This is a genomic window from Actinocorallia sp. B10E7 (assembly GCF_039871655.1).
In the GTDB taxonomy this organism is placed as follows: Bacteria; Actinomycetota; Actinomycetes; order Streptosporangiales; family Streptosporangiaceae; genus Actinocorallia.
Genome location: NZ_JBDPLZ010000006.1, coordinates 290,372 through 311,089 on the forward strand (window position 1 = coordinate 290,372; position 20,718 = coordinate 311,089).

The following is a 20,718-nucleotide window of genomic DNA, read 5'->3' on the forward strand; positions in this document are numbered from 1 at the left end:
GGGATGCCCGGGCCTGCTGGAACGTCAGGTGTTGACGGGCTGCTTCAGCGCGCCGCCGGCCACCCACTTCTTCCACGGGATCTGGAAGTAGCCCCAACCGTTGTTCCAGTCGAGCTTCCGCTTCGTCCCGGTGATGATGACCTTGTCGCCCCGGTAGGACCACTTCATGAACCACTTGGCGTCGCCGCCGGGGGAGCGGACGCAGCCGTGGCTGCAGTTGCGGCGCCCCAGGCAGGACGGGTCGGACATGTTCTGGTGGATGTACTCGCCGCTGGCGCTGATCCGCGTCGCCCACGGGATCATCTCGTCGTAGTAGCCGGGGTCGCCTTCCTTCTTGCCCGGCGAGATCATCCGCTCCAGCTTGCTGTGCGCCATCACCAGGTGCACCCCGCTGGTGGTGATGAGGACGTCCACGCCGTTCTTGCGCTCGCCGCCGGACCCGAGGCTCACCGGCCAGGAGCGCACCAGCTTGCCGTTGTTGTAGGCCTTGGCCCGGTACTTCTTGGAGTTGATCTTCAGGACGTGCGAGTTGCCGACGGTGAACGACATGCTGCCGTTCTTCATGCCGATGACGCCGCCGCCCGCCTTGACGCCTTTCAGGTTCGCCGTGACGGTCACCTTCTGGTTCGGCTTCCACTCCGTCTTCGGCCGGAAGATCGCCAGCGACGTCCCCTGCGAACTCGTCGTCCAGAACCAGGCGCCCTCCGTCGACTTCGTCGACTCCACGACCAGCGCCTGCTCCACCGCCTTCTTGTTCCGGATCTTCTGGGTGAACCGCAGCATGATCGGCATCCCGGTGCCGACCTTCTCCCCCCGCTTCGGGGTGATGTCGTCGATCGACAGCCTCTTGGCCTTGGCCCGTTCACCCGCCCGCTCGTCCGCCGGGGCCGCGGCCGCCCCGCCGGCCATTCCCGTCACCAGCACCAAAGAGCACAACCCGAGCAGGGCGACACCACGCATGTCTCTTCTCCAGGGGGTTCTGTGCGCCGGGAGTATGCCCCCATATCCCGACAATCACCAATGAGCAGGGCAAAACCCTACTCCGCCCCGCTGACGAAACCCCTGAAGCACCCCCAGAATCCACCAGATCATCACTCGCCTGATTCACAACCGTGACACGTCACGTTTCCACGTCCGTGACATGCCTTCCGCGCCCGCGGCTACTCCCCGGTGACTCCGTCGACGCGCTCCCGGAGCAGGTCGGCGTGGCCGTTGTGCCGGGCGTACTCCTCGATCATGTGCGCGAGCACGTAGCGGAGCGAGAAGACGCGACCCGTGCGGTGAACGCCCGTGACGTCGAGGGACTCGGCGGCGTCCACGACCGCCCGGGAGTTCTCGCACTCCTTCCGCCAGACCGCGAAGGCCTCCTCCACGTCGGCGTCCTCGGCGTCGAAACCCGCCGTCCTGGCCGACGCGCTCCCCGACCGAAGCTCTCTCGGTTCCCCGGCGACGACATTGCGGAACCAGCCGCGCTCGACGTCGGCCATATGCCGCACCAGCCCCAGCAGCGACAACTCCGAAGGAGGGATCTCCTTCCGCCTGAGCTGCTCGGCCGTCAGCCCCTCGCACTTCAAGGCCAGCGTGTCCCGCTGGAACTGCAGGAATCCGATCAGCGTCGTCCGCTCGTCCGCCACCCGGGGCCGTTCGGCCCGCTGGAAATCTCCCATGCGCGGATCATCCCAATCCGTCCCGGATCCGGCTACTCGTTAATATCCGCCGGTACGCTCACCGAGTGACCCTGGGCATCATCGGGCAGGCCGCCGCCCTGTTCGCCGTCACCAACATCGACGACCTGCTCGTCCTGGCGCTGTTCTTCGCCCGGGGGGCAGGACGGCCCCGCTCCGCCCTCCGCATCACGCTCGGCCAGTACCTCGGCTTCGCCGCGATCCTCCTCGCGGCCCTGGCCGCGGCCTTCGGCGCCGCCTTCCTGCCCGAATCGGCCCTCCCCTACCTGGGACTGCTCCCTCTGGCGCTCGGGTTGAAGGCCGCCTGGCGGACCTGGAAGGACCGCGGCGACGAGGACTCCCCCGACTCCGGGCGGCCCCAGGACGGGCCGGGCCCGCTGGAGGTCGCCGCCGTCACGTTCGCCAACGGCGGCGACAACATCGGCGTCTACGTCCCGGTCTTCGCCACCACGGGAACCGGCGGGATGTGGGTGTACGTGACGGTCTTCCTCGTCCTGGTCGCCGTCTGGTGCGCGGCGGGCCGCTTCCTCGCCACCCGCCCCGTCGTCGCCCGGACCCTCAGCCGCTGGGGCCACGTCCTCCTGCCGGTCGTCCTGATCGGCCTCGGCCTGCTCATCCTCGTCGAAGGCGGCGCCTTCGGGCTGTGACCCGGAACCCGCCGTGTTCTGTCGCACCCTCTGGGTAGCGTCGCGGCCATGACGATCGACTGGGATCCGCTCCGGAGAGTGGTCCGCGAGCACGTCGCGGCGGGAGCCGTGCCCGGGGCCGTGCTGGCGGTCTCCCTGGGCTCGGAGACGCACCTCGCGGCCATGGGCCGGGCCGGCGGCGAGCCGATGCGTGGCGACGCGGTGGTGCGCCTCGCGTCCATGACGAAACCGCTCATCGCCGCGTTGGCCCTGGTGCTGGCCGAGGACGGCGTGTTGTCCCCCGAGGACCGGATCGACCGCTGGATCCCGGAACTGGCCGACCGGCGCGTCCTGCGCCGCCCGGACGGGCCACTCGACGACACCGTGCCCGCCGAACGCCCGATCACCGTGGACGACCTGCTCACGATGCGGATGGGATTCGGCCTCCACCTCGACGGCCCGTGCCCCGTCCTGGAGGAGGCCGCGGCCCTCGGCCTGGGCGTCGGCCCGCCCGACCCGTCCTCCCCGCTCACCCCCGACGAATGGATCGCACGTTTCGCCCGGCTGCCGCTGATGTACCAGCCCGGCACGGAATGGGCCTACGACCTGCCCTTCGGCGTGCTCGGCGTCCTGCTCGCCCGCGCCGCGCGACGCCCCCTGGACGTCCTGCTCGACGACCGCCTCCTCAAGCCCCTCGGCATGGCCGACACCGGCTTCACCGTCCCCGAGCACGCCGGGGAACGCCTGATCCCCTGCCTCACCCGCGACGAGGAGGGCCGGCTCGTCCCGTTCGACGGAACGGCCGACAGCCGCTGGAACACCCCTCCCGCCTTCCCCGACGCACGCGGCGGCCTGGTCTCCACCGCGCCCGACTACCTGCGCTTCACCCGGATGCTGCTCTCCGGAGGGAAGGCCGACGACGGAACACGCCTCCTCTCACCGGCGTCCGTCACGGCCATGACCACCGACCACCTGAGCCCCCGGCGTCCCCGTTCGTCCACCGACCGGACGTTCCTCCAAGGCGGCTGGGGCTACGGCGTCGAGGTCGTCACCCCCGATCACGGCACCGGCGCCCGCACACCCCGCTACGGCTGGGGCGGCGGCCTGGGCACCGTCTGGTACTCCTTCCCCGACCGCGACGCCGCCGCCGTCCTGCTCACCCAGTGCCTTCCCCCGCACGCCCCGATGTTCGACGCCTTCCTGGCCGCCCTGTACCGCACGCTCGACACCTGACCCGCCGCACCCGCAGGAGGAACAACCATGGACTACAAACTGGAACTCGTCCTCGTCCCCGTCACCGACATCGACCGCACCAAGGCCTTCTACGCCGAGAAACTCGGCTTCAACGTCGACCTCGACGTCCAGAAGGGCGACGACTTCCGCGTCGTCCAGTTCACCCCGCCCGGCTCGTCCTGCTCGATCTCCATCGGCAAGGGCCTCACCAAGGCCGCACCCGGCTCCGCCCAGGGCCTGCACCTCGTCGTCACCGACATCGAGGCGGCCCACGCCGACCTGGCCTCCCGCGACGCCCCCGTCAGCGAGATCTTCCACTTCGAGAACGGCGAACGCGCCCCCGGCCCCTGCCCCGACCGGACCGACTACAACTCCTTCATCTCCATCGACGACCCCGACGGCAACACCTTCCTCGTCCAGGAGTTCGGCCACCGGCCGAAGTGACGGCACCAGCGGGGGCGGGATCCCGCGCGATCTGGAGGGGAGCGGAATCTCCGCCCAAAGGAATTTCGCCGTCCTGGAGATTGACGGCTCCAATAGGGAGACACGACAAGATCGACGGAATCGCATATCGAGCAAAACTTCAGGCGGATTGTTAAATCCGATTTTCCGACCGGTTAATATTGGCCGCATACCCGCCTTGAACAGCACTGGAAGGTTGCCTCGACAATGCCCTCCTCATACTCTTTGGACAAGTCCAAATGGGCATGAGAGGAAATCCATGGCACGCGAGCTTGTCGCCCCCGAAGAGATGAAGCACCTGGTGGAGCGCTTCAACTACGCACCTGGCGTAAAAGTCGGAAACATGCTTTACTGCGCGGGCCAGGTCGGACGCGACGCGAATATGAACGTCATCGACTCCAGTCTGGAAGACCACATCGTCGCCGCCTGGGAGAACGTCGGAAAGGTCCTGGCCGCCGGCGGATGCACCTATGAGGACATCGTGGAGATGACGACGTTCCACGTCGACCTTCAGGAACAGCTGCCCCTGTTCCTCGAGATCAAGGACCGCTATATCAAGCGCACGCCCGTTCCGCCGGCCTGGACCGCCATCGGCATCACCGAACTGACCTTCCCCGGGCAACTGGTGGAGATCAAGGTCATCGCCCACATTCCGGGGGAGTGAATTCTCGGCACCTCAAGGGGGTGGAGCTCGATGACGACGCCCCACCCCCGACGGGCGGCGTGCCCTCCTCGCGAGGGACAGCCGGAACCGGCCGAATCGTCCGGCGGGAGCTTTCGGGCGGCTCCTGACGGGAGGCGGAGGCGGCTCGTAGCCTGAAGGGGCGACCCCTCAGGAGAGGCAGAGCCGACCATGCCCGACGCCACGCCCGACCCCGTAGGAGTCCGTGTCGCCCGAGCCAGGAAACAACGCGGGCTCACCCAGCACGGACTCGCCCAACGCACCGCCTACTCCCGCTCCCACATCGCCCAAGTCGAAGCAGGCCACAAAGTGGCCACCCCCGCCTTCGTCGCCGCCGTCGCCGGAGCCCTCGGCGTCGACCCCGCCGACCTCTACGGCCAGCCGTTCCACCTTCCCGGCCGGGCCGAGCGGATCCACTCCGCCATCCCCGGTCTTCGCCGATCCCTCATCGCGGTCGAAATCCCCCCGGAACTGGAGGCTCCGCCTCGTTCCCTGGACGAACTGGCCTCTGAGCTGGCCGTACTCCGCCGGTTCCAGGAGCTGTCCCAGCACTCACAGATCGGCGTACGGCTGCCGGCCCTGCTGGAGGAACTGGCCTGGCACGCCCACGACTCCGGCGGGTCCCGCGCCTGGGAGTCGCTGTTCCGCGCCTGTGAAGCCGGTGCGGACCTGTGCCGCAAGCTCGGCCACCACGACCTGGCCACCAGCAGCCTCGAAGCCGCACGCCGAGCGGCACGCCACGTCCAGGATCCGAACCTGCCTCTGCTGGTGCCGATCCGGCGTTCGCTGCTGCTCAGCGCGGTCGGACAGCCCCGGTCGGCTTTGACCCTGTTGGGACAGGCCGTCCGCGCCGTCGACCATGACCGGCGAGACGCTCACGAAGTGCTCGGCACCGCACTACTGCGCAGCGCCGTCATAGCCGCCAGAGCGGGCGACCGGGCGGCGTGGGACTACTACGGGCAGGCGGTCGAGGTGCGAGAGGCCTCCGGAGACGAGCCCGGAACACGCCACGGCGTGACCACGGGCTTCACCCCGGGGAACGTCGCGATCCACTGCGCCGCGGTGGCGGTCGAACTGGGCGACCTCGACGAAGCGGCCAGACGTGATCAGCAGATCCCGGAGCAGACATTGGCCTCGCTGATCCCCGAACGACGCGCACACCACGAAGTGGACATGGCCCGAGTTCATATGGAGACCGGAGACCACGACAAGGCCATGAGGCGGATCCTCCGAGCCGAGCAGACCGCGCCCCAGATGACCCGTTTCCATCCTTCGGCCCGCACGGTGGTCACCCACCTGGTCGACGTCCGCCGCACCATCCCCGAACCACTCCGAGGCCTCAAGACCCGCATGGGTGTTTAGTCCCCGCAAAGAGTCCCCGGAGAATGTTCCAACCGGGAACACTACGGGGAGTGCCCGCCACGATCGTATGCGTCATGAGCGCGACCACGATCGACCGACTGCGAGAGACCTGGCCCGGCTGGAGCGTCTGGGTGACCGGCTCCCTGTGGGTGGCCACCCGCCGCACCCCCGTCCCCGACGTCCCGCCGGGCTTCTTCTCTCCCCGCGGAGAACCCGCGGCCACCCTCATCGAAGACGGCCCCGACGAACTCCAGGCCGCCCTGCGAGAACAGGCCGCGATCGAGGACGCCGTCCGAGCCGCCCGCGCCGTGGACCATGACGGCCCGCATCCTCTCAGCCCGTCCTGTCCCCTCGGCTGCCTGCAGTTGAAGGTGCAGACGGAACGGGCACTGATCGCGCACTGCGTCTTCGGCGGCCGCTACGCCCCCACGATCGCCGACCTCCTGGCCATGCGGGAGAGCGGCGACCTGGCCCACATCCCCGAGATCGGCCGGAACCGGCTCACCGAGATCGAGACCAGCCTCAAGGGATTCCGGTAGTGACGGCCGCGACGTCGTCAAATTAACGGCTGTTACACCGGAACCCCAGGTCCCTAAGATGCCCCGAATGATCGAAACGCTGCTCGCCGCCTACGACGAACAACTGCGTGGAGCGGGCCTTCTTCCCGCCGGAGCCACGGCCGAACACGACGGTCCGCTGCTAAGGGTCGTCGGTCAGCAACGCGGGTTCGTCTCCGGCCCCCGCGACTTGTCGGGTTTCGACGTCGATGCTCTGATCGAAGCACAGAAGGCCTATTTCGGGGCACGCGGTGAGGCCGTGGAGTGGAAGACCCGCGGCCATGACCTGCCCGTCGACCTCCCCGAACGGCTGAGCGCCGCCGGATTCGTACCCGAGGACACCGAGACGGTCATGATCGGCCGGGTCCGGGACCTCCCCCGCGAGGTCGCCCTCCCCGAGGGAGTGACGATCCGCCGGGTCGACGACGCGGCCTCCGCCTCCGCGATAGCCGCGATGGAGTCCGAGGTGTGGGGCACCGACCTCAGCTGGATCGCGGACCACCTCATGGACAGCATGGCCGCGGCCCCCGACCGAATCGCGATCTTCGTCGCGGAGGCCGAGGGCCGCATCGTGTCGGCGGCGTGGATGGTTCTGCGCGAAGGCCGCGAGTTCGCCTCCCTGTGGGGAGGATCGACCCTGGCGGCCTGGCGAGGCAGGGGGATCTACCGGGCCCTGGTCGCCACCAGGGTGCTGGTGGCCGAGCAGCACAGCCACCCCTACCTGCAGGTCGACGCCTCGGACGACAGCCGTCCCGTCCTGGAACGACTCGGCTTCCACGCCATCACGACCACCACCCCCTACATCTGGACGCCCGCCCCCTGAGGCAGGTCCCACACCCCGCGGCCACGCCCGCGCCACTCTCGAAACCGCCGAGCACGTTCGCCTTGATGACGACCCCGTTCTCGCCGCCAATCGGAACACCCAGGAGTACCGAGCCGCCCGCCAGCCGGCCCGGCTGGAGATCGCTCTCGGTCGCGCCGTGTACACGCGCAGGACCGAGATGGGCATCTCCCAGACCGAACTCGCCCGCCGAGCCGGAATGACCCAGCCCGCCGTGTCCCGCCTCGAAGGAGGCGGAGGCGGCGTCCCCACCCCCGCAGTCCTCGACCGGCTAGGCCGAGCGCTCGGCGTACGCTTCCACGTCGTCGTCGGAGGAACCGGAGACGACGACACCCCCGAGGAAATCCTCGCACTCACCGGTTGACCCACGCCTCACACGATGGGATTCACGGCCGGACGGGTTCGGCCGGGCACGAGCGGGAACCGTGCGGCGAACTTCAGGCAACGGCGCCTGATGTCTGAGGCCTTTGTGATTAGGGTGCTTCTGTCAGTGATCCCCTTCTGAAGGGTTCTTCATGGGATTCCGCACGTTCTTCAGCACGCTCGGCGCGAACGCGCCCCAGGTCGAGACGGTCCTGGACACCGATTCCCTCCGGCCGGGCGACCGGCTCACCGCGACCGTCACCGCTCAGGGCGGCGGGGCCGACGTCCAGGTCGAGGGGCTCACGATCGAGTTGGTCACGCGGGTGGAGCAGAACGAGGCTGGAAGCGAGGTGGGCTGGAGCAACCCCGGGGTGGTCGCCTCGTTCTCCTTCCCGGGCTTCTCCCTTCCCCAGGATGGGACCGTCGTTCAGAAGGTGGCCTGCGACCTCCCCTGGGAGACGCCCATCACCCATGTCAGCGGCCGTCCCCTGCGCGGCGCCCGTGCGGCGGTCCGCACCGTCCTCGAGATCGAGGGCGCCGTCGACCGCGGTGACTTCGACGAGATCGCCGTCCATGCGCTCCCCGCCCAGAGCGCCTTCGTCGAAGGCTTGACCGGCCTTGGCTTCCGCCTCGACGAAGCCGAGGTCAAACTCGGCCGCGTCAACGGCGGCACCAACCAGACCCTGGACCACTGGCAGGAGCTCGAAGCCTTCTTTCCCGCCGACTACAACCTGCCGCCCAGAGCCCACCTGGAGATCGTGTTCATCGCCCGCCCGGACTCCCTCGACCTCATCACCGGCTCGCTCGGTCCCTTCCCCTTCGACTACGCGGACGTGGACGTCCCCACCGCCGCCCGCTGGCTCGACCAGCACCTGCGCTCGAACTTCCAGCGCTGACCCGGCGGCCGGGCCGGAACTCAGCCGAGCGCGGTCAGGAGCCGTTCGGCGAATTCCTTCGGGCGTTCGACGGCTCCGAGGTGCCCGCCGGGGAATTCCGCCATCGGGACGCCGAGGAGGTCCGCCAGCCGGGCCGCCGGGCCGTAGAGGGGTTCCTGGCCGCGTGACTCCGTTCCGGCTGCCGGGACCAGCTTGCCGGCGGACGCCCGGAGGGCGGGTAGGTCCGGCACGGTCGAGGAGAACTGACACAGCATGTGCTCCAGGAAGACCGGCATGTTGGCGTGCATGCGGGGCGCCATCTCCTGGATCTCGGGGGGCAGCTCGGTCGCCTGCTCCGCGGGGCGGTCTCCGCCGCCTAGTCCTTCGCTGAAGCGGGCCATGGCGGGGCCGATCCCTTCCTTCCGGAAGAGGTCGCGCACTTCGGCGAAGAGCGCGCGGTGCGGAGCCGGGTCCTCCAGGAGTTCCAGGAGCGGCGGTTCGTGGGCGACGACCCTGCGCAGCCGTTCGGGATGCCGGGCCAGCAGGTCGGTCGCGACGATGGCGCCCGAGCTGCAGCCGAGGACGGAGGCGGGTCCGTCCGGCGAGAGCAGTTCGAGGAGCCGGTGCGCGTCGTCGCTCCACTCCTCCACCCGCTGGTCGGTGAGGGGGCCGTCCAGCGGGCTGCGGGACAGGCCACGCGGGTCGTAGGACACCACCGTGTAGTGGGCGGCCAGGTCGGCGGTCATCGCCGCGTACAGTCCGGCATCGGCGGAACCCCCGGGGATCAGCAGCAGGACGGGGCCGCTGCCGCGCTGTTCGTAGTGGAGGGTGGCGCCCGGAACCTTCAAGGTGCCGATGATGGATTCGTCCATCAGTCTCTCTTCTCCGAATGCGTGGGCCAGTGCTCCAGGAGCGCGTGAAGCGCGTCGAGGGAACGCGACCAGGACTCCTGGACGGCGCGCGGGTGGTTGAAGGCGCCGCTGAGCTCCAGGTGGGTGTAGCCGTGGAAGGCGCTGCGCAGCAGGCGGCCCGCGTCGGTCAGGTCGGGCTCGGTCAGGCCGTAGGCGCGGAGCATGCCGTGGGTCAGGTCGACGTTGCGGCGCAGCAGGTCGGCGGAATCGGCCAGTTCTTCCGGGGTGAACCGGAGCTGGGTCACCGCGTAACGGCCGGGATGTTCGAGCGCGTAATCGCGGTAGGCGTCGGCGAAGGCGACGAGCGCGTCCTTGCCGGCCCGGCCCGCCACCGCCGTCCCGATGCGGTCGGTCATCTCCTCCGAGGCGAGCCGCGCGACCCGGACCCGCAGGTCGCGCAGGTTCTTGAGGTGCGAGTACAGGCTGGCGTCCTTGACGCCGAAGCGCCGCGCGAGCGCGGACACCGTGACCTTGTCGAAGCCGACCTCGTCCGCCATCTCCGCAGCGGCCTCGACCAGCCGCGCCACGGTGAGTCCCGCACGGGCCACACGACACCTCCGAACATCCGATTCCTAGGATTTCTAGGTTTTATCCTAGAGATCCTAGCTTCTCGGAGTCCAGTCAAAAAGCCCGTGGACCACGACTCCTTGGGAGGGTCAACCGCCGATGCACGGTGCGCGCGTCGGTCGTCCGGGTCAGTGGTGGCGGCTGCGGAGCACGTAGTGCGTGATGAGGGCGATGGCGGTCAGGCCGGTGAGGACGTTGACGGTGATGCCGTACCAGGTGTCGTTCAGAAGGATGCTCGAAGCGGCATTGACGGCCAGGAGCAGGCCGAGGAGGGCCCAGCGGAAGGTGTTGTTCACGGTGTCGCCTTTCAGGAGATCTTCGGGGAGGTGCGGCGGAGCAGGATGAGCCGCAGTCGCCTCGGCCGTCATCGTCCTCATGTTCCCTCCAGGGAAAGTGCCTCTCGCCTCGTCGAACCTAGGTTCCGGAGAGGGTCGGGCACATGGGGCCGCTCTCCCGAATCGATGGTGTAGCCCGCTACACCATCGGTCCGGGTGCGCGCTCCGCTGACCGGTGCCCGAACCGTCACCTACGGTGGACGCGAGATGAGCGTGAACCTCGAGACGAAGACGAAGAAGGCCCTGCGACGCGGCTCGGACGGGACGGGCCGGCTGGTCTCGGGCCTGCGCACGTCCCTGCCCGCGATGCTCGGTCTCGTGCCGTTGACGGCCGTCGTGGTCCTGCTGCCCGCCGCCCTGCCGTGGCTGCCGCACGCCGTGAGACCGCTGCGGACGCTGGCGAACACCGAACGGAGCCGGGCCGGACGGCTGCTGGGCCGCGAGATTCCCGAGCCGTACCGGCCTCTGCTCGGCGACGATCTGGCGCAGGGCATCGTCCTGGCGAGATCCCCCATCGTCTGGCGGGACGCCGCCTGGATGGCGGTCCACGGGATCACCGGCCTGACGGCCGCCCTGCTCGCGGTGGGCCTGTGGACGGCGATCCCGTTCTCCCTCTCGCTGCCGCTGTGGTGGTGGGCGGCGCCCGAAGGCTCCCTGGCCGCGTTCACCACCCTGGACAGCTGGCCGAAAGCACTGACGATGCCGTTCGTCCAGGCCGCCTTCTACGTCTTCCTCCTGGTGTGGCTGGTGCCGCGGCTCGCGTACTGGCAGGCCGAACTCTCCGAGGCGCTGCTGCGGCCCGCCCGGCGGACCAGCCTCACCGAACGGGTCGACCAGCTCGTCGAGACCCGCGCCGAAGCCATGGAAGCGCACGGCGCCGAACTCCGCCGCATCGAACGGGACCTGCACGACGGCACCCAGGCCCAGCTCGTCGCCGTCGCGCTGCGCCTCGGACTCGCCGACCGCCGCTTCGACACCGACCCGGAGGCGGCCCGCGCCCTCTTCCTCGACGCCAGGGACGGCGTCGAGGAGGCCCTCGCCCAGCTGCGGACCGTGATCCGCGGCATCTACCCGCCGATCCTCGCCGACCGTGGCCTCGCCGGGGCCCTGCGCGCGCTCACGGCCGGGCAGCCGATCCCCGTCGAGACCGACTTCGACGAGGGACGGGCGCCCGCCGCGGTCGAGGCCGCCGCCTACTTCGTCGTCGCCGAGGCCCTCACCAACATCGCCAAGCACAGCGGCGCCGCCCGGGCGTCCGTCGCCGTCCGCCGCGAACGGGACCGGCTGCAGATCACCGTGCGGGACAATGGCAAGGGCGGAGCCGACGACGGCCGCGGCAGCGGCCTGGCCGGCATCCGCCGCCGGGTGGCGGCACTCGACGGCACCACCCTCATCGACAGTCCCGAAGGGGAGGGGACGACGGTCCAGGTGGAGCTGCCGTGCGGATCGTGATCGCCGAGGACAACGTCCTGCTGCGCGAGGGGCTCGTCCTGCTCCTGAACTCCGAGGGCCACGAGGTCGTCGCCGTCGCGGGCGAAGGCCCCGAGGTGCTCCCGGCCCTGCTGGAGCACCGCCCCGACGTCGCCGTCCTGGATGTCCGGCTGCCTCCGGGGTTCCGCGACGAGGGGCTGCGCGCCGCGATCCAGGCCCGCAAGGCCGTGCCGGGCCTGCCCGTGCTCGTCCTGTCGCAGTACGTCGAGGACACCTACGCCGCCGAGCTGCTCGCCGGAGGCGCCGAGGGCGTCGGCTACCTCCTCAAGGACAGGGTGAGCCGCGTCGGCGAGTTCCTCGACGCCCTCGCCCGTGTCGCCGCGGGCGGCACCGCCCTGGACCCGGAGGTGATCTCCCAGCTGATGGCCTCCCGCCGCGACCCCCTCCGGGCGCTCACCCCGCGCGAACGCGAGGTCCTCGGCCTGATGGCCCAGGGCCTGGACAACACCACCATCGCCGCCGCCCTCGTCATCACCGAACGCTCGGTCAGCAAGCACATCGGCGCGGTCTTCGCCAAGCTGGGCCTCCCGCCCACCGACAGCGGCCACCGCCGCGTCCTGGCCGTCCTCACCTACCTCAACTCCTGACCGCCTCCGCCGACCGCCAGAAGGCGGTCCGCACCGGCAGAGCGTGTAAGCGATCTCCACCGACGTCCACGCACGCCTTGATCTGCGCTGGTGGACGTCAAGGGCGATTTTCGGCTTCATCCGGGGCGGCACCATCTCACTGCCGGTGCGGGACCTGGATGGTCGGCGAGGTGACCGACAGTTCACGGTTCCAGCCCCCGGCCTGGAAAGTGAGACTGATGATCGCCCACGTGATGAGGCCCTCTCCGAGATTCATCGAGGTGTCGCGGCATGCCAGTCTTTCTCCGCGCCCGAGCAAGCCGCTACAGCTGTTGAGGTTGTGGTTTCCGGAACCCGTGCCGACCGTCGGTGTCGCGATGAGGTAGACGGGTCTGCGGCCCAGATTGCGGATCACCGCGTTGACGGTGCCGGTGTTGATGGTGGGGCCGTGCTCGGTGCTCGTGCGGACGGTCCAGCAAAGCCGGATCCCCATCTTGATGTTCCTGCCGGGGGAGAGCCTCTCGGAGTTGCACTTCGTCTCCGCCCGCGCGGACGCCACGACCGCTGGAGGCGCCGAAGCCGACGCCGGGGCCGAGAACAGCTGAGAGGCGAGCAGCGCCGCGCCCAGGAGCGCCATTCCGGATGTTACTCGCATGGAGATCATCCCTTCCGAAAAGGACCGGGTCGATGTCACGCTACCCCAAAGTATGGAATCCACTTTCTAAGGAGAAGTTCCCGCTTCAGACGGATGTCATTATTCGCGGGCAATTTTGGCCTTCGGTGGAGTTCTGTTTGGCAAGGGCGGACCGGCCGCCGAGCGCGATCGGCGGCCGTATGGGCCATTCGTGGATCAACCGTCGACGAGGCGGACCCACGTATGCCTCCAGCCGATGGCGGTGACGAGAAATTGAGATTTCTACCGACCTCGCCCTTCATGGAACCGGGCTTCCCGCTGTCGGGCCGGGCATACGGGCCGCCTGGCCCGCCGCCCTCCGGGGCGCGATCGCGACGCTGAAACCGACCATCTGCCCGAAGCCCGGAGCCGTGTCCTTCAGCAGATGATCCCTGGCGTAGCCGAACAACCGACAGACGATCTGGTCGAGGGTCTCGTCGTCCTTGCCGCCGCCCGTCGCCCCAAGACCGGGAGGACCAGCGGCACGTCGGCAGCCGAGATCTCACCCAGAGCCGTGAATTCTGCTTTTCGTGCTTGGAGTACCGGCATATACACCGACATGGCGAGTCCCACCAAAGGTGGATGTTGAGGTAATTCCACCTTGGAACTCTCTGCCGTTTCCAGGACGTCTACCGACCTTGAAAGGTTGGGTTTCCGTAGCGTCATCGGTTGATTACTTCGGTGTTGTCCTCTCTGCACGACCGGTGGTGTGAAGTATCCCGATGGTGGCGGGTTGACGGCTGAGGACCGTGCCCGGCGGGAGCGGGTGCGCCTGGAGGCCGCGGAGATGTTCGCGGCCGGGGTGAGTGCTCCTGTGGTGGCGGCGAGGCCGCAAGCTCAAGGCGGAGCAACTCTCGATCCTCAGGTCGAGTTGGAGCGGGGTCCGGCCGCTCGCGGCTGGGACGACCAGCGCTGGACGCTCGCCCGCATCGCCGTGGTGATACGGGAGCTGTTCGACGTGGACCACACCCCGCGCGGGGCGGCGTATCCGCTGCACCGGATCGGCTGGTTCCCGCGGGTCCCGGCTGCGCGTGCGGCCGAGCGGGACGAGGAGGCCATCACCGCCTGGCGGACGGAGGGCCTGACCTTTCAATCTCAGTACGCGGTCGTCGCCTCGCAGCAGGTTCAGGACGCCGGCGATCGGCTCGGATCTGCGCCCGGGGGCCCCGGAAAGGGCTGAACTGCAACTAGCCCCCGGAAAATGATCAGGCCCTCCGCGTATCGTCACGCGGAGGGCCTGATCGGCGGCGGAGGTGGCGAGATTTGAACTCGCGATGGGCGTGAACCCAAACCGCATTAGCAGTGCGGCGCCATAGACCGTACTAGGCGACACCTCCAGGGCCCTGTGGGCCAGTGCAAGGGTACCGGTAGTCCGGGGGTGCGGCAAAGCGGTTACTCGACGGGGCCGCAGTGCTTCTCGAAGGAGCCCGCGGCGGTGGCGAGTTTGCTGCTGGCCTCCAGGGCTTCGGGGCTGCCGCCGGGGTCGGCGGAGTTCTGCGCCTTGGCCAGTTCGTCGAGCGCGTCGGCGACCTCGGTGCCGGCGGACTTGACGTTGGCGTCCTCGGAGGCGTTGGCGGCAGTGCGGATCTTGGTCGCCGCGCCGGAGTAGATCTCGGCGAAGTTGTCGGCGCCCTCTCCGTTCTCCTTCACCTGGAGGGTGCCGATCGAGTTGATCGCGTTCTTCATCTGGTCGCAGCTGGTCTTCTTGTCGACGCCGTCGCCACCCCCGCAGGCCGCGACCACGGGAAGCAGGGCGGCGGCCAGGAGAACAGAACGTAGACGCATGGGGGACTCCAAACAAGGGGGAGGTCTCCGTTGAGTGCCATGACCTTAGTGGGCAGGTGGTCATGGGGGGTACCCCTGAGGCGCGGGAACCGGAAGCCGCGCTCCGAGCCGCACCCCGGAACGGAGATTCTCATTACGGGTTTCCATAATCCTTGATTTTGGGTCAACCGAGTGTGAGGAAACTATAACCATGAGTGAAAAACCACTCTGTAGAACCGCGAGTTATGGACAAATTGGTCGACAATTGGCCTGTGGCGGGTAACTGTTGACAACAACGCGTGAGAGAGGCTTGACAGCAAGGGCGGAGAGGGGTGTCAATGCGCCGACGGCGGAGGTTGAGATCCACGGTACTGGGAAGACCCGAAAAACTCCTGGCACCCGGTGAACCCCCGCTGCGCGCGGCCGAGGGACGGATCGTCGACGCCAGCCCGCACCTGCTCGTCCTGTGGGCCACCGGGCCCCCGGCCGACGACGGCACCCCCACCCACCGCGAATACCGGGTGCCCATGTCGGAGAAGACCTCCGTCTGGCACGGCGGGAGGTCGGGCCCCGAGGCGCTGCGGCCCGGACGGGACGCCGTCGTGCGCCCCACCGCGGACGGGCTCGCCGCCGACCGGATCTGGGTCGACATCGTCCGGATCAACGGGACGATCCTCTCCACCACCCGGAAACGCGAACGCGGCGGCACCGTCCACCTGGTCGAGGTGGACCAGGGCCCGCATCGGCCCCGCGTCCAGGTCGTCATCCCGGCGGAGAGCCTCGGCAAGATCCTGGTGCGGCACCCGCTCATGCTCCCCGGCCAGCTGTTCGACGTGATCGCCCGGCAGTCGCGGGAGGGCCCGGTGGCGATCCAGCCGAGCACCGCGCAGCCCGCGCCGCAGGCCGCGGCCCCGCCGGGTCCCGAAGGGGGCATGCTGCGGGGCACCGCCACCTGGTACTCGAGCTCCGGGCGCGGCGCCGCCTATCCGAGGCTCGATCCGCTGGGGGACTCCGGCGGCTGCCCCGACGCCTCCGACCCCTGCGCCCCGCTGCCCTACCTGTCCCTCGGCAGCGCCCTGGAGGTGCGCAACGACTGCACCGGCCGCGGCGCCGACCTCGACGTGATCGAGTGCGGCTGCAACGCGGCGCTGTTCTGCGACCGGTGCGTGGAGTGCGGCACCTCTCCCCGCGGTCGCCTGGTGGAACTCACCAGGACCAGCTTCGTCGAGCTCGGAGGCGACCTGGATGTCGGCTGCTTCAACGTGACCCTGGCGGTGAGCTGATGACGCGCGTCCTTCTCGAGACCCAGCTGCTGGTCGTCGCCTTCATGTTCGTGCTGGCCGTCCTGGGCAAGCTGCACGCGCCCAAGGACAAGGTCAGGATCCTCTACGTCCTCGTCGAGAGCACACTGGTCGTCCTGCTCCTGGTGTCGACGCACCCGCTGGTGCGGCTCGCGACCGCCACGCTCATGATCTCGGCGACCTGGGTGCTGGGCGAGATGCGCACCCTCCGCCCGGGGCAGGGCTGCGGCTGCTTCGGCGTGCTCAGCTCCAGCCCGGTCACCCGGATGACGGTCCTGCGCACCGGCCTGCTGGCCCTCGCCGCGATCGCCGCCTTCCCCGTCGAGCGCACCGGCCTGGAGATCCTGGCGGACCTGCCGGGCTGGCGTTCCCTGCTGTTCATGGCGGAGGTCGGGCTGATCGCGGCGATCTCCCCCGAGATCTCGATGGCGATACGGCGGCAGCGCACCCCCTGCGAACGCCGCTTCGTGCCGCTGCGCGAGACCCTCGCCGTCCTGCACGCCAGCGAGCCCTGGCGCCGGCACGGGCTCTCCCGCAAGACCGAACCCGTGGAGGTCTGGCGGGAGCTGTGCTGGCGGTTCTTCGTCTACCCCCTGGAGGGCGGGGAGCGCGGCGAGGTCGTCTTCGTGGTCTCGCTGGCCGACGGGCAGGTCCGCGCGGCCCCGGTGGACGCGGAGCTCTCCGCCATGCCGCGGGGCGACCTGGCCCTGGCCCGCAGCTCGCTTTAGCCGCCCGAGCAGAACCGGCTCGGGAGCACTTTCTCGGGCCCTCTTCGGCAGATCCTAGACAAGACTAGATTGCTCTGATCACCACTGTCTAAGGCTTTCTAGGGACAACGCTAGAAAGCCTTAGACAACACTCGTCACAACTCTCTACGGTTTTCTAGCCTTGGCCTTAGAGAGCCGAATACTCACGCGGGCTGCGCCCGCAGGAACCTCCCGAAGTGGGGGACGGTGAACGCCACAGTCCCGCGCTCGGCACTGAAGATCAACCCTTTCTTGATCAGCCCGTCCCTGGCGGGAGACAGGCTGGACGGCTTGCGCCCCAGCTCGTCGGCCACGGACGCGGTGGAGACCGGCTCGTCCCCCAGCACCGCCATGGCCCGCATGTAGTCGCGCTCGGCGGGGGTGGCGCGCTCGTAGCGGCTGCCGAAGAACCCGACGGCGAGTTCACTCTCGGCCTCCGGCGCGGCGACCTTGATGTCGTGCTCGGTGATCGGCGAGGTGGGCGCCAGATCCCAGACGACCTTGGCGTAGGCCTGGACGAAGTACGGGTAGCCGTCGGCCGCCTCGTACAGGGCGTCCAGTGCGCCGGGGGTGAAGGTGACCTCCTCCCGCTCGGCGGGGGCGAGCAGGGCGTGGTCGGCGGCCTCACGGTCGAGCCTGTCGATCCGGGCGTACCGGAAGAGCCGCTCGGAGTAGGACTTGCTGGCGCTCAGCACCGCGGGGAGGTGCGGCAGCCCCGCCCCCACCACGATCAGCGGCCCGCCCGTCTGGGACAGCTCGTGGCAGGCCGCGCACAGCGCCGACACGTCGTCGGGCGGCACGTCCTGCATCTCGTCGACGAACAGGCCGATGCCGACGCCGAGGTCCGTGGCCACCGAGGCGGCGTCGACGAACAGCTCGGTCAGGTCGATCTCCAGGTCGCCGGAGTCGGCCCGGCCCCGCGCGGCCGGCACGTTGATGCCGGGCTGCCAGCGGTGCACCGTCGCCTTGGCCCGTCCGGACGGCGGCGGCTCGGCCTGGGCGAAGGCCTTGAGCACGCCGAGGAACTCCTCGATCCGGTCGGGCGCGCGGTGGCGGGGCGCCAGCTCCCGGATCGCGGTGTGCAGGGCGGCGGCGACCGGCCGCCGGATCGACTGCTCCGGCCTGGCCTCGATCTTGCCGGTGCCCCACAGCCGCTGGAGTGCCATGGAGCGGAAGGTGTTGAGCAGGACGGTCTTGCCCACCCCCCGCAGCCCTGTGATGATCATGCTGCGTTCCGGGCGCCCCCTGGCCACCCGCTCCAGCACGATCTCGAACTGCCGCAGCTCACGGTCGCGTCCGGCGAGCTCCGGAGGCCGCTGGCCCGCGCCGGGCGCGTAGGGATTGCGTACGGGGTCCACGGTCTCGGACTCTATGAGGGCGTATAGCTGCGGCCTTAGATTTCCGTAGAAACAGGTACGGCGTGTCGCCATAAGGGCCACAATTACCCCCAATCCGCACACTCGAAGATGCGTTCGACCGAGCAACACGTTAGCGCACAGATGTTCGAGCTGTCAGCCGCCCAGGGCAAAACCCGAGGGCTGAAATGGGTAGGCTCAAGGACATGGACGAACCCCGCTGGCTGGACGCTGCCGAGCAGGGCCATTGGCGCGCCTACCTGGAGGGCAGCTCCCGGCTGTGGGACCGGCTCGACCGCGAGCTCAAGGCCGCGCACGGGCTGACCATGCCGGAGTACGAGATCCTCGTCCGGCTGTCGGAGGCCCCCTGCCGCCGGCTCCGGATGGCCGAGCTGGCGGACATGGCCTACCAGTCCCGCAGCCGCCTCTCCCACACCTGCTCCCGGCTGGAGAACAAGGGCCTGGTCCGGCGTGAGTCCTGCCCGGACGACAAGCGGGGCATCAACGCCGTCCTCACCGAGGAGGGCTTCGCCGTCCTGGAGAAGGCGGCGCAGGACCACGTCCGCACGGTGCGCGCCCACTTCGTCGACCTGGTCTCTCCCGAGGAGCTCGAGGTCATCGGCAAGGCCTTCACCCGGATCGCCGCCCAGGCGGGCTGACCTCGGCCGCTCAGCCCAGCCCGGTGGCCAGCCCCAGGGACAGCAGGGTGAGGACGACCCAGCCGAGCATCATGCCGAACCCGTACAGACGCCCCTTGCCGCCCACGCCCCAGACCAGGAACGCGCCGAAGCCGAAGGCCACCACGATCAGCACCACCGCCTGCACGCCCGCGCCGGACCCGCTGTTGCGCAGCGGCGCCCACATGACGACGAGGTTGATCAGCGCGTAGGCGAGGAAGCCGACGGCGCCGCGCAGCGCGTCCCCCTTTGACGGCGGGTCGCCGAGGAACTCCGGCCAGGTCAGCCTCAGCTCGTCCTTCGCGGGCTTGGCCGCGGGGCCTCCCTGCATCTCGAACAACTCGTCGGAGAGTGGCGGCCGTTCGTCCGGCTCGGTCATGGGCGATCCTGAGGTCATGGACGTTTCACGGGCTTTTTCGATAGTTGCTCTCGGGACGGTTCTCCTCGCGGGAACGGCCGCATGTGGCCAGAACGAGAAGAGGTCCGAACCGACCCGTACCCAGTCGGCGCCCCAGCCGGCGCCTACGGAGACGGGAACGCCTTCTCCCGCGGGGCCTGCGGAGTTCAAGGCGGAGATCAGCAAGGTCACGGCGGAGCAGTTGCCCCACTCCTGGCGGAAAGGCTGTCCCGTCCCGCCGTCCGGACTCAGGATGATCACGATGACCTACTGGGGGTTCGACAAGAAGGCGCACGAAGGAGGCAAGCTGGTCATCAACGCCAAGGTAGCCCAAAAGATCGCAGGGGTCTTCGAAAAGCTCTACAAGGACCGCTACCCCATTGACAAGATGGTCCCGATCGACGAGTACAAGGGCGACGACTTCGACTCGATCGAGGCCAACAACACCTCGGCGTTCAACTGCCGCCAGGCCACCGGCTCGTCCGGCTGGTCGCGGCACGCCTACGGCATGGCCATAGACCTCAACCCGTGCCAGAACCCGTACGTCTCCACCAGCGGGACGATCGCCCACCCGAGCTGCAAGAAGTACTACCGGACCCGCGACGCCAAGGATCCGGGGGTCATCACCGCAGGCGACGACGTGGTGAAGGCGTTCGAGAGCATCGGCTGGAAGTGGGGCGGCTACTGGGCCGGGACGAAGGACTACCAGCACTTCTCCGACAGCCGTTAGACGTCGGGAGCGGGACTCTCCTCCACCCTCCCGTGTGTGCCGTACGGCCGCAGCGGGGGCGCGGACACCACTGCGGCCGTACGGGATCTCCGGAGACCCGGGACATGCCGCGTTACGAACATGCCACGAACAGGCCTTCGTACTCCGAAGAATTATCCTCCCGGAGGCCTCGACGTGGCCTGATTTCCAGAACTCGTCCTGGACCGGCCTGACTTCTCCCGGCTTTGTCAACCAGGGTTGACACGCCCGCCGTGTCAACCTAAGTTGACATCATGACGGATGGAGAACAACTCGCCCGCGAGGCGAGCAGCCGGGATCCGGCCGTGGGACTGCGCGCCGTGCGCGCGCTCCGGGAGCTGGCCGACCGGCTGGAGACCCTTCAGGTCGGCAACGCCCGGTCGCTGGGCTGGTCCTGGCAGGAGATCGCCGACGCCCTCGGCGTCAGCCGCCAGGCCGTGCACAAGAAGCACCGGAACGCTGAACCGTCCCTCTTCGCCAGGTTCGGAAAGGACACCTGAG

The 20,718-nt window shown here is 69.0% G+C and carries 26 protein-coding genes and 1 tRNA gene; 17 read left to right on the forward strand and 10 right to left on the reverse strand.

The features are described 5' to 3' along the window. Window positions 1–24: 24 nt before the first annotated feature. Window positions 25–960, reverse strand: a complete 936-nt coding sequence (locus ABGB12_RS23030) for a L,D-transpeptidase (protein ID WP_347681207.1) — start codon at window positions 958–960, stop codon at window positions 25–27. A 200-nt stretch (window positions 961–1,160) separates the two neighbouring features. Continuing rightward, complete coding sequence (locus ABGB12_RS23035; protein ID WP_347681209.1) at window positions 1,161–1,667, reverse strand: DinB family protein; 507 nt, start codon at window positions 1,665–1,667, stop codon at window positions 1,161–1,163. Between the two features lie 65 nt (window positions 1,668–1,732). Here ABGB12_RS23035 and ABGB12_RS23040 point away from each other — a divergent pair, with 65 nt between their 5' ends. The 9 genes from ABGB12_RS23040 to ABGB12_RS23080 all read left to right on the forward strand — a co-directional run bounded on the left by ABGB12_RS23040 (window position 1,733) and on the right by ABGB12_RS23080 (window position 8,707). Then, window positions 1,733–2,332 (forward strand): cadmium resistance transporter, encoded by a 600-nt coding sequence (locus tag ABGB12_RS23040; protein WP_347681211.1) that lies wholly within the window; start codon window positions 1,733–1,735, stop codon window positions 2,330–2,332. Between the two features lie 48 nt (window positions 2,333–2,380). Beyond that, a complete protein-coding gene (locus ABGB12_RS23045; protein WP_347681213.1) occupies window positions 2,381–3,544 on the forward strand; it encodes a serine hydrolase domain-containing protein in 1,164 nt (387 codons plus the stop codon). A gap of 27 nt (window positions 3,545–3,571) precedes the next feature. After that, window positions 3,572–3,988 carry a VOC family protein gene (locus ABGB12_RS23050; protein ID WP_347681215.1) on the forward strand — a complete coding sequence of 139 codons (417 nt, stop codon included), beginning with the start codon at window positions 3,572–3,574 and terminating at the stop codon, window positions 3,986–3,988. 277 nt (window positions 3,989–4,265) lie between these two features. Continuing rightward, window positions 4,266–4,670, forward strand: coding sequence for a RidA family protein (locus tag ABGB12_RS23055; protein WP_347681217.1), 405 nt, complete (start codon window positions 4,266–4,268; stop codon window positions 4,668–4,670). A gap of 189 nt (window positions 4,671–4,859) precedes the next feature. Continuing rightward, on the forward strand, window positions 4,860–6,050 hold the full coding sequence (locus tag ABGB12_RS23060; RefSeq protein ID WP_347681219.1) for a helix-turn-helix domain-containing protein: 1,191 nt from the start codon (window positions 4,860–4,862) through the stop codon (window positions 6,048–6,050). A gap of 74 nt (window positions 6,051–6,124) precedes the next feature. After that, window positions 6,125–6,589, forward strand: a complete 465-nt coding sequence (locus ABGB12_RS23065) for a hypothetical protein (RefSeq protein ID WP_347681221.1) — start codon at window positions 6,125–6,127, stop codon at window positions 6,587–6,589. A gap of 67 nt (window positions 6,590–6,656) precedes the next feature. Beyond that, the gene (locus ABGB12_RS23070) at window positions 6,657–7,430 is read left to right on the forward strand and encodes a GNAT family N-acetyltransferase (RefSeq protein ID WP_347681223.1); all 774 of its coding nucleotides are present in this window, start codon (window positions 6,657–6,659) and stop codon (window positions 7,428–7,430) included. 139 nt (window positions 7,431–7,569) lie between these two features. Beyond that, window positions 7,570–7,812 carry a helix-turn-helix transcriptional regulator gene (locus tag ABGB12_RS23075; RefSeq protein WP_347681497.1) on the forward strand — a complete coding sequence of 81 codons (243 nt, stop codon included), beginning with the start codon at window positions 7,570–7,572 and terminating at the stop codon, window positions 7,810–7,812. 151 nt (window positions 7,813–7,963) lie between these two features. Continuing rightward, window positions 7,964–8,707, forward strand: coding sequence for a sporulation protein (locus ABGB12_RS23080; protein WP_347681225.1), 744 nt, complete (start codon window positions 7,964–7,966; stop codon window positions 8,705–8,707). Window positions 8,708–8,727: 20 nt separating this feature from the next. On the opposite strand, the gene ABGB12_RS23085 is transcribed toward ABGB12_RS23080, so the two are convergent. The 3 genes from ABGB12_RS23085 to ABGB12_RS23095 all read right to left on the reverse strand — a co-directional run bounded on the left by ABGB12_RS23085 (window position 8,728) and on the right by ABGB12_RS23095 (window position 10,541). After that, window positions 8,728–9,558 carry an alpha/beta hydrolase gene (locus ABGB12_RS23085; RefSeq protein WP_347681227.1) on the reverse strand — a complete coding sequence of 277 codons (831 nt, stop codon included), beginning with the start codon at window positions 9,556–9,558 and terminating at the stop codon, window positions 8,728–8,730. Then, a complete protein-coding gene (locus ABGB12_RS23090) occupies window positions 9,558–10,145 on the reverse strand; it encodes a TetR/AcrR family transcriptional regulator (RefSeq protein WP_347681229.1) in 588 nt (195 codons plus the stop codon). Before ABGB12_RS23090 ends, ABGB12_RS23085 begins: the two co-directional genes overlap by 1 nt. 147 nt (window positions 10,146–10,292) lie before the next feature. Beyond that, complete coding sequence (locus ABGB12_RS23095) at window positions 10,293–10,541, reverse strand: hypothetical protein (RefSeq protein ID WP_347681231.1); 249 nt, start codon at window positions 10,539–10,541, stop codon at window positions 10,293–10,295. A gap of 165 nt (window positions 10,542–10,706) precedes the next feature. On the opposite strand from ABGB12_RS23095, the gene ABGB12_RS23100 reads away from it, so the two are divergent. Both ABGB12_RS23100 and ABGB12_RS23105 read left to right on the forward strand, forming a co-directional pair. Then, complete coding sequence (locus ABGB12_RS23100; protein ID WP_347681233.1) at window positions 10,707–11,951, forward strand: sensor histidine kinase; 1,245 nt, start codon at window positions 10,707–10,709, stop codon at window positions 11,949–11,951. Next, window positions 11,939–12,577: a response regulator transcription factor gene (locus ABGB12_RS23105; RefSeq protein WP_347681235.1), complete on the forward strand. Its 639-nt coding sequence runs from the start codon at window positions 11,939–11,941 to the stop codon at window positions 12,575–12,577. Before ABGB12_RS23100 ends, ABGB12_RS23105 begins: the two co-directional genes overlap by 13 nt. Window positions 12,578–12,713: 136 nt before the next feature. On the opposite strand, the gene ABGB12_RS23110 is transcribed toward ABGB12_RS23105, so the two are convergent. Then, the gene (locus tag ABGB12_RS23110) at window positions 12,714–13,211 is read right to left on the reverse strand and encodes a hypothetical protein (RefSeq protein WP_347681237.1); all 498 of its coding nucleotides are present in this window, start codon (window positions 13,209–13,211) and stop codon (window positions 12,714–12,716) included. 751 nt (window positions 13,212–13,962) lie between these two features. On the opposite strand from ABGB12_RS23110, the gene ABGB12_RS23115 reads away from it, so the two are divergent. Then, window positions 13,963–14,409, forward strand: coding sequence for a winged helix-turn-helix domain-containing protein (locus ABGB12_RS23115; protein ID WP_347681239.1), 447 nt, complete (start codon window positions 13,963–13,965; stop codon window positions 14,407–14,409). 68 nt (window positions 14,410–14,477) lie between these two features. Here the strand turns inward: ABGB12_RS23115 and ABGB12_RS23120 are convergent. Together ABGB12_RS23120 and ABGB12_RS23125 are read right to left on the reverse strand one after the other, a co-directional pair. Further along, window positions 14,478–14,566 (reverse strand) — tRNA-Ser (locus ABGB12_RS23120). Window positions 14,567–14,621: 55 nt separating this feature from the next. Next, entirely contained in the window at window positions 14,622–15,014 is a 393-nt protein-coding gene (locus ABGB12_RS23125; protein ID WP_347681241.1) for a hypothetical protein, read from the reverse strand. Between the two features lie 335 nt (window positions 15,015–15,349). On the opposite strand from ABGB12_RS23125, the gene ABGB12_RS23130 reads away from it, so the two are divergent. Together ABGB12_RS23130 and ABGB12_RS23135 are read left to right on the forward strand one after the other, a co-directional pair. Then, on the forward strand, window positions 15,350–16,276 hold the full coding sequence (locus ABGB12_RS23130; RefSeq protein WP_347681243.1) for a hypothetical protein: 927 nt from the start codon (window positions 15,350–15,352) through the stop codon (window positions 16,274–16,276). Continuing rightward, a complete protein-coding gene (locus tag ABGB12_RS23135; protein WP_347681245.1) occupies window positions 16,276–17,022 on the forward strand; it encodes a MauE/DoxX family redox-associated membrane protein in 747 nt (248 codons plus the stop codon). Before ABGB12_RS23130 ends, ABGB12_RS23135 begins: the two co-directional genes overlap by 1 nt. Window positions 17,023–17,204: 182 nt before the next feature. Here ABGB12_RS23135 and ABGB12_RS23140 read toward each other — a convergent pair whose 3' ends face one another. Then, window positions 17,205–18,398 carry an ATP-binding protein gene (locus ABGB12_RS23140; RefSeq protein WP_347681247.1) on the reverse strand — a complete coding sequence of 398 codons (1,194 nt, stop codon included), beginning with the start codon at window positions 18,396–18,398 and terminating at the stop codon, window positions 17,205–17,207. Between the two features lie 203 nt (window positions 18,399–18,601). On the opposite strand from ABGB12_RS23140, the gene ABGB12_RS23145 reads away from it, so the two are divergent. Next, window positions 18,602–19,054, forward strand: a complete 453-nt coding sequence (locus ABGB12_RS23145) for a MarR family transcriptional regulator (RefSeq protein WP_347681249.1) — start codon at window positions 18,602–18,604, stop codon at window positions 19,052–19,054. A gap of 10 nt (window positions 19,055–19,064) precedes the next feature. Here ABGB12_RS23145 and ABGB12_RS23150 read toward each other — a convergent pair whose 3' ends face one another. Continuing rightward, window positions 19,065–19,451: a hypothetical protein gene (locus ABGB12_RS23150; RefSeq protein WP_347681251.1), complete on the reverse strand. Its 387-nt coding sequence runs from the start codon at window positions 19,449–19,451 to the stop codon at window positions 19,065–19,067. Between the two features lie 280 nt (window positions 19,452–19,731). On the opposite strand from ABGB12_RS23150, the gene ABGB12_RS23155 reads away from it, so the two are divergent. Both ABGB12_RS23155 and ABGB12_RS23160 read left to right on the forward strand, forming a co-directional pair. Continuing rightward, window positions 19,732–20,199 carry a M15 family metallopeptidase gene (locus ABGB12_RS23155; RefSeq protein ID WP_347681253.1) on the forward strand — a complete coding sequence of 156 codons (468 nt, stop codon included), beginning with the start codon at window positions 19,732–19,734 and terminating at the stop codon, window positions 20,197–20,199. 272 nt (window positions 20,200–20,471) lie between these two features. Beyond that, window positions 20,472–20,717, forward strand: coding sequence for an RNA polymerase subunit sigma-70 (locus tag ABGB12_RS23160; protein WP_347681255.1), 246 nt, complete (start codon window positions 20,472–20,474; stop codon window positions 20,715–20,717). Window position 20,718: the final 1 nt, after the last annotated feature.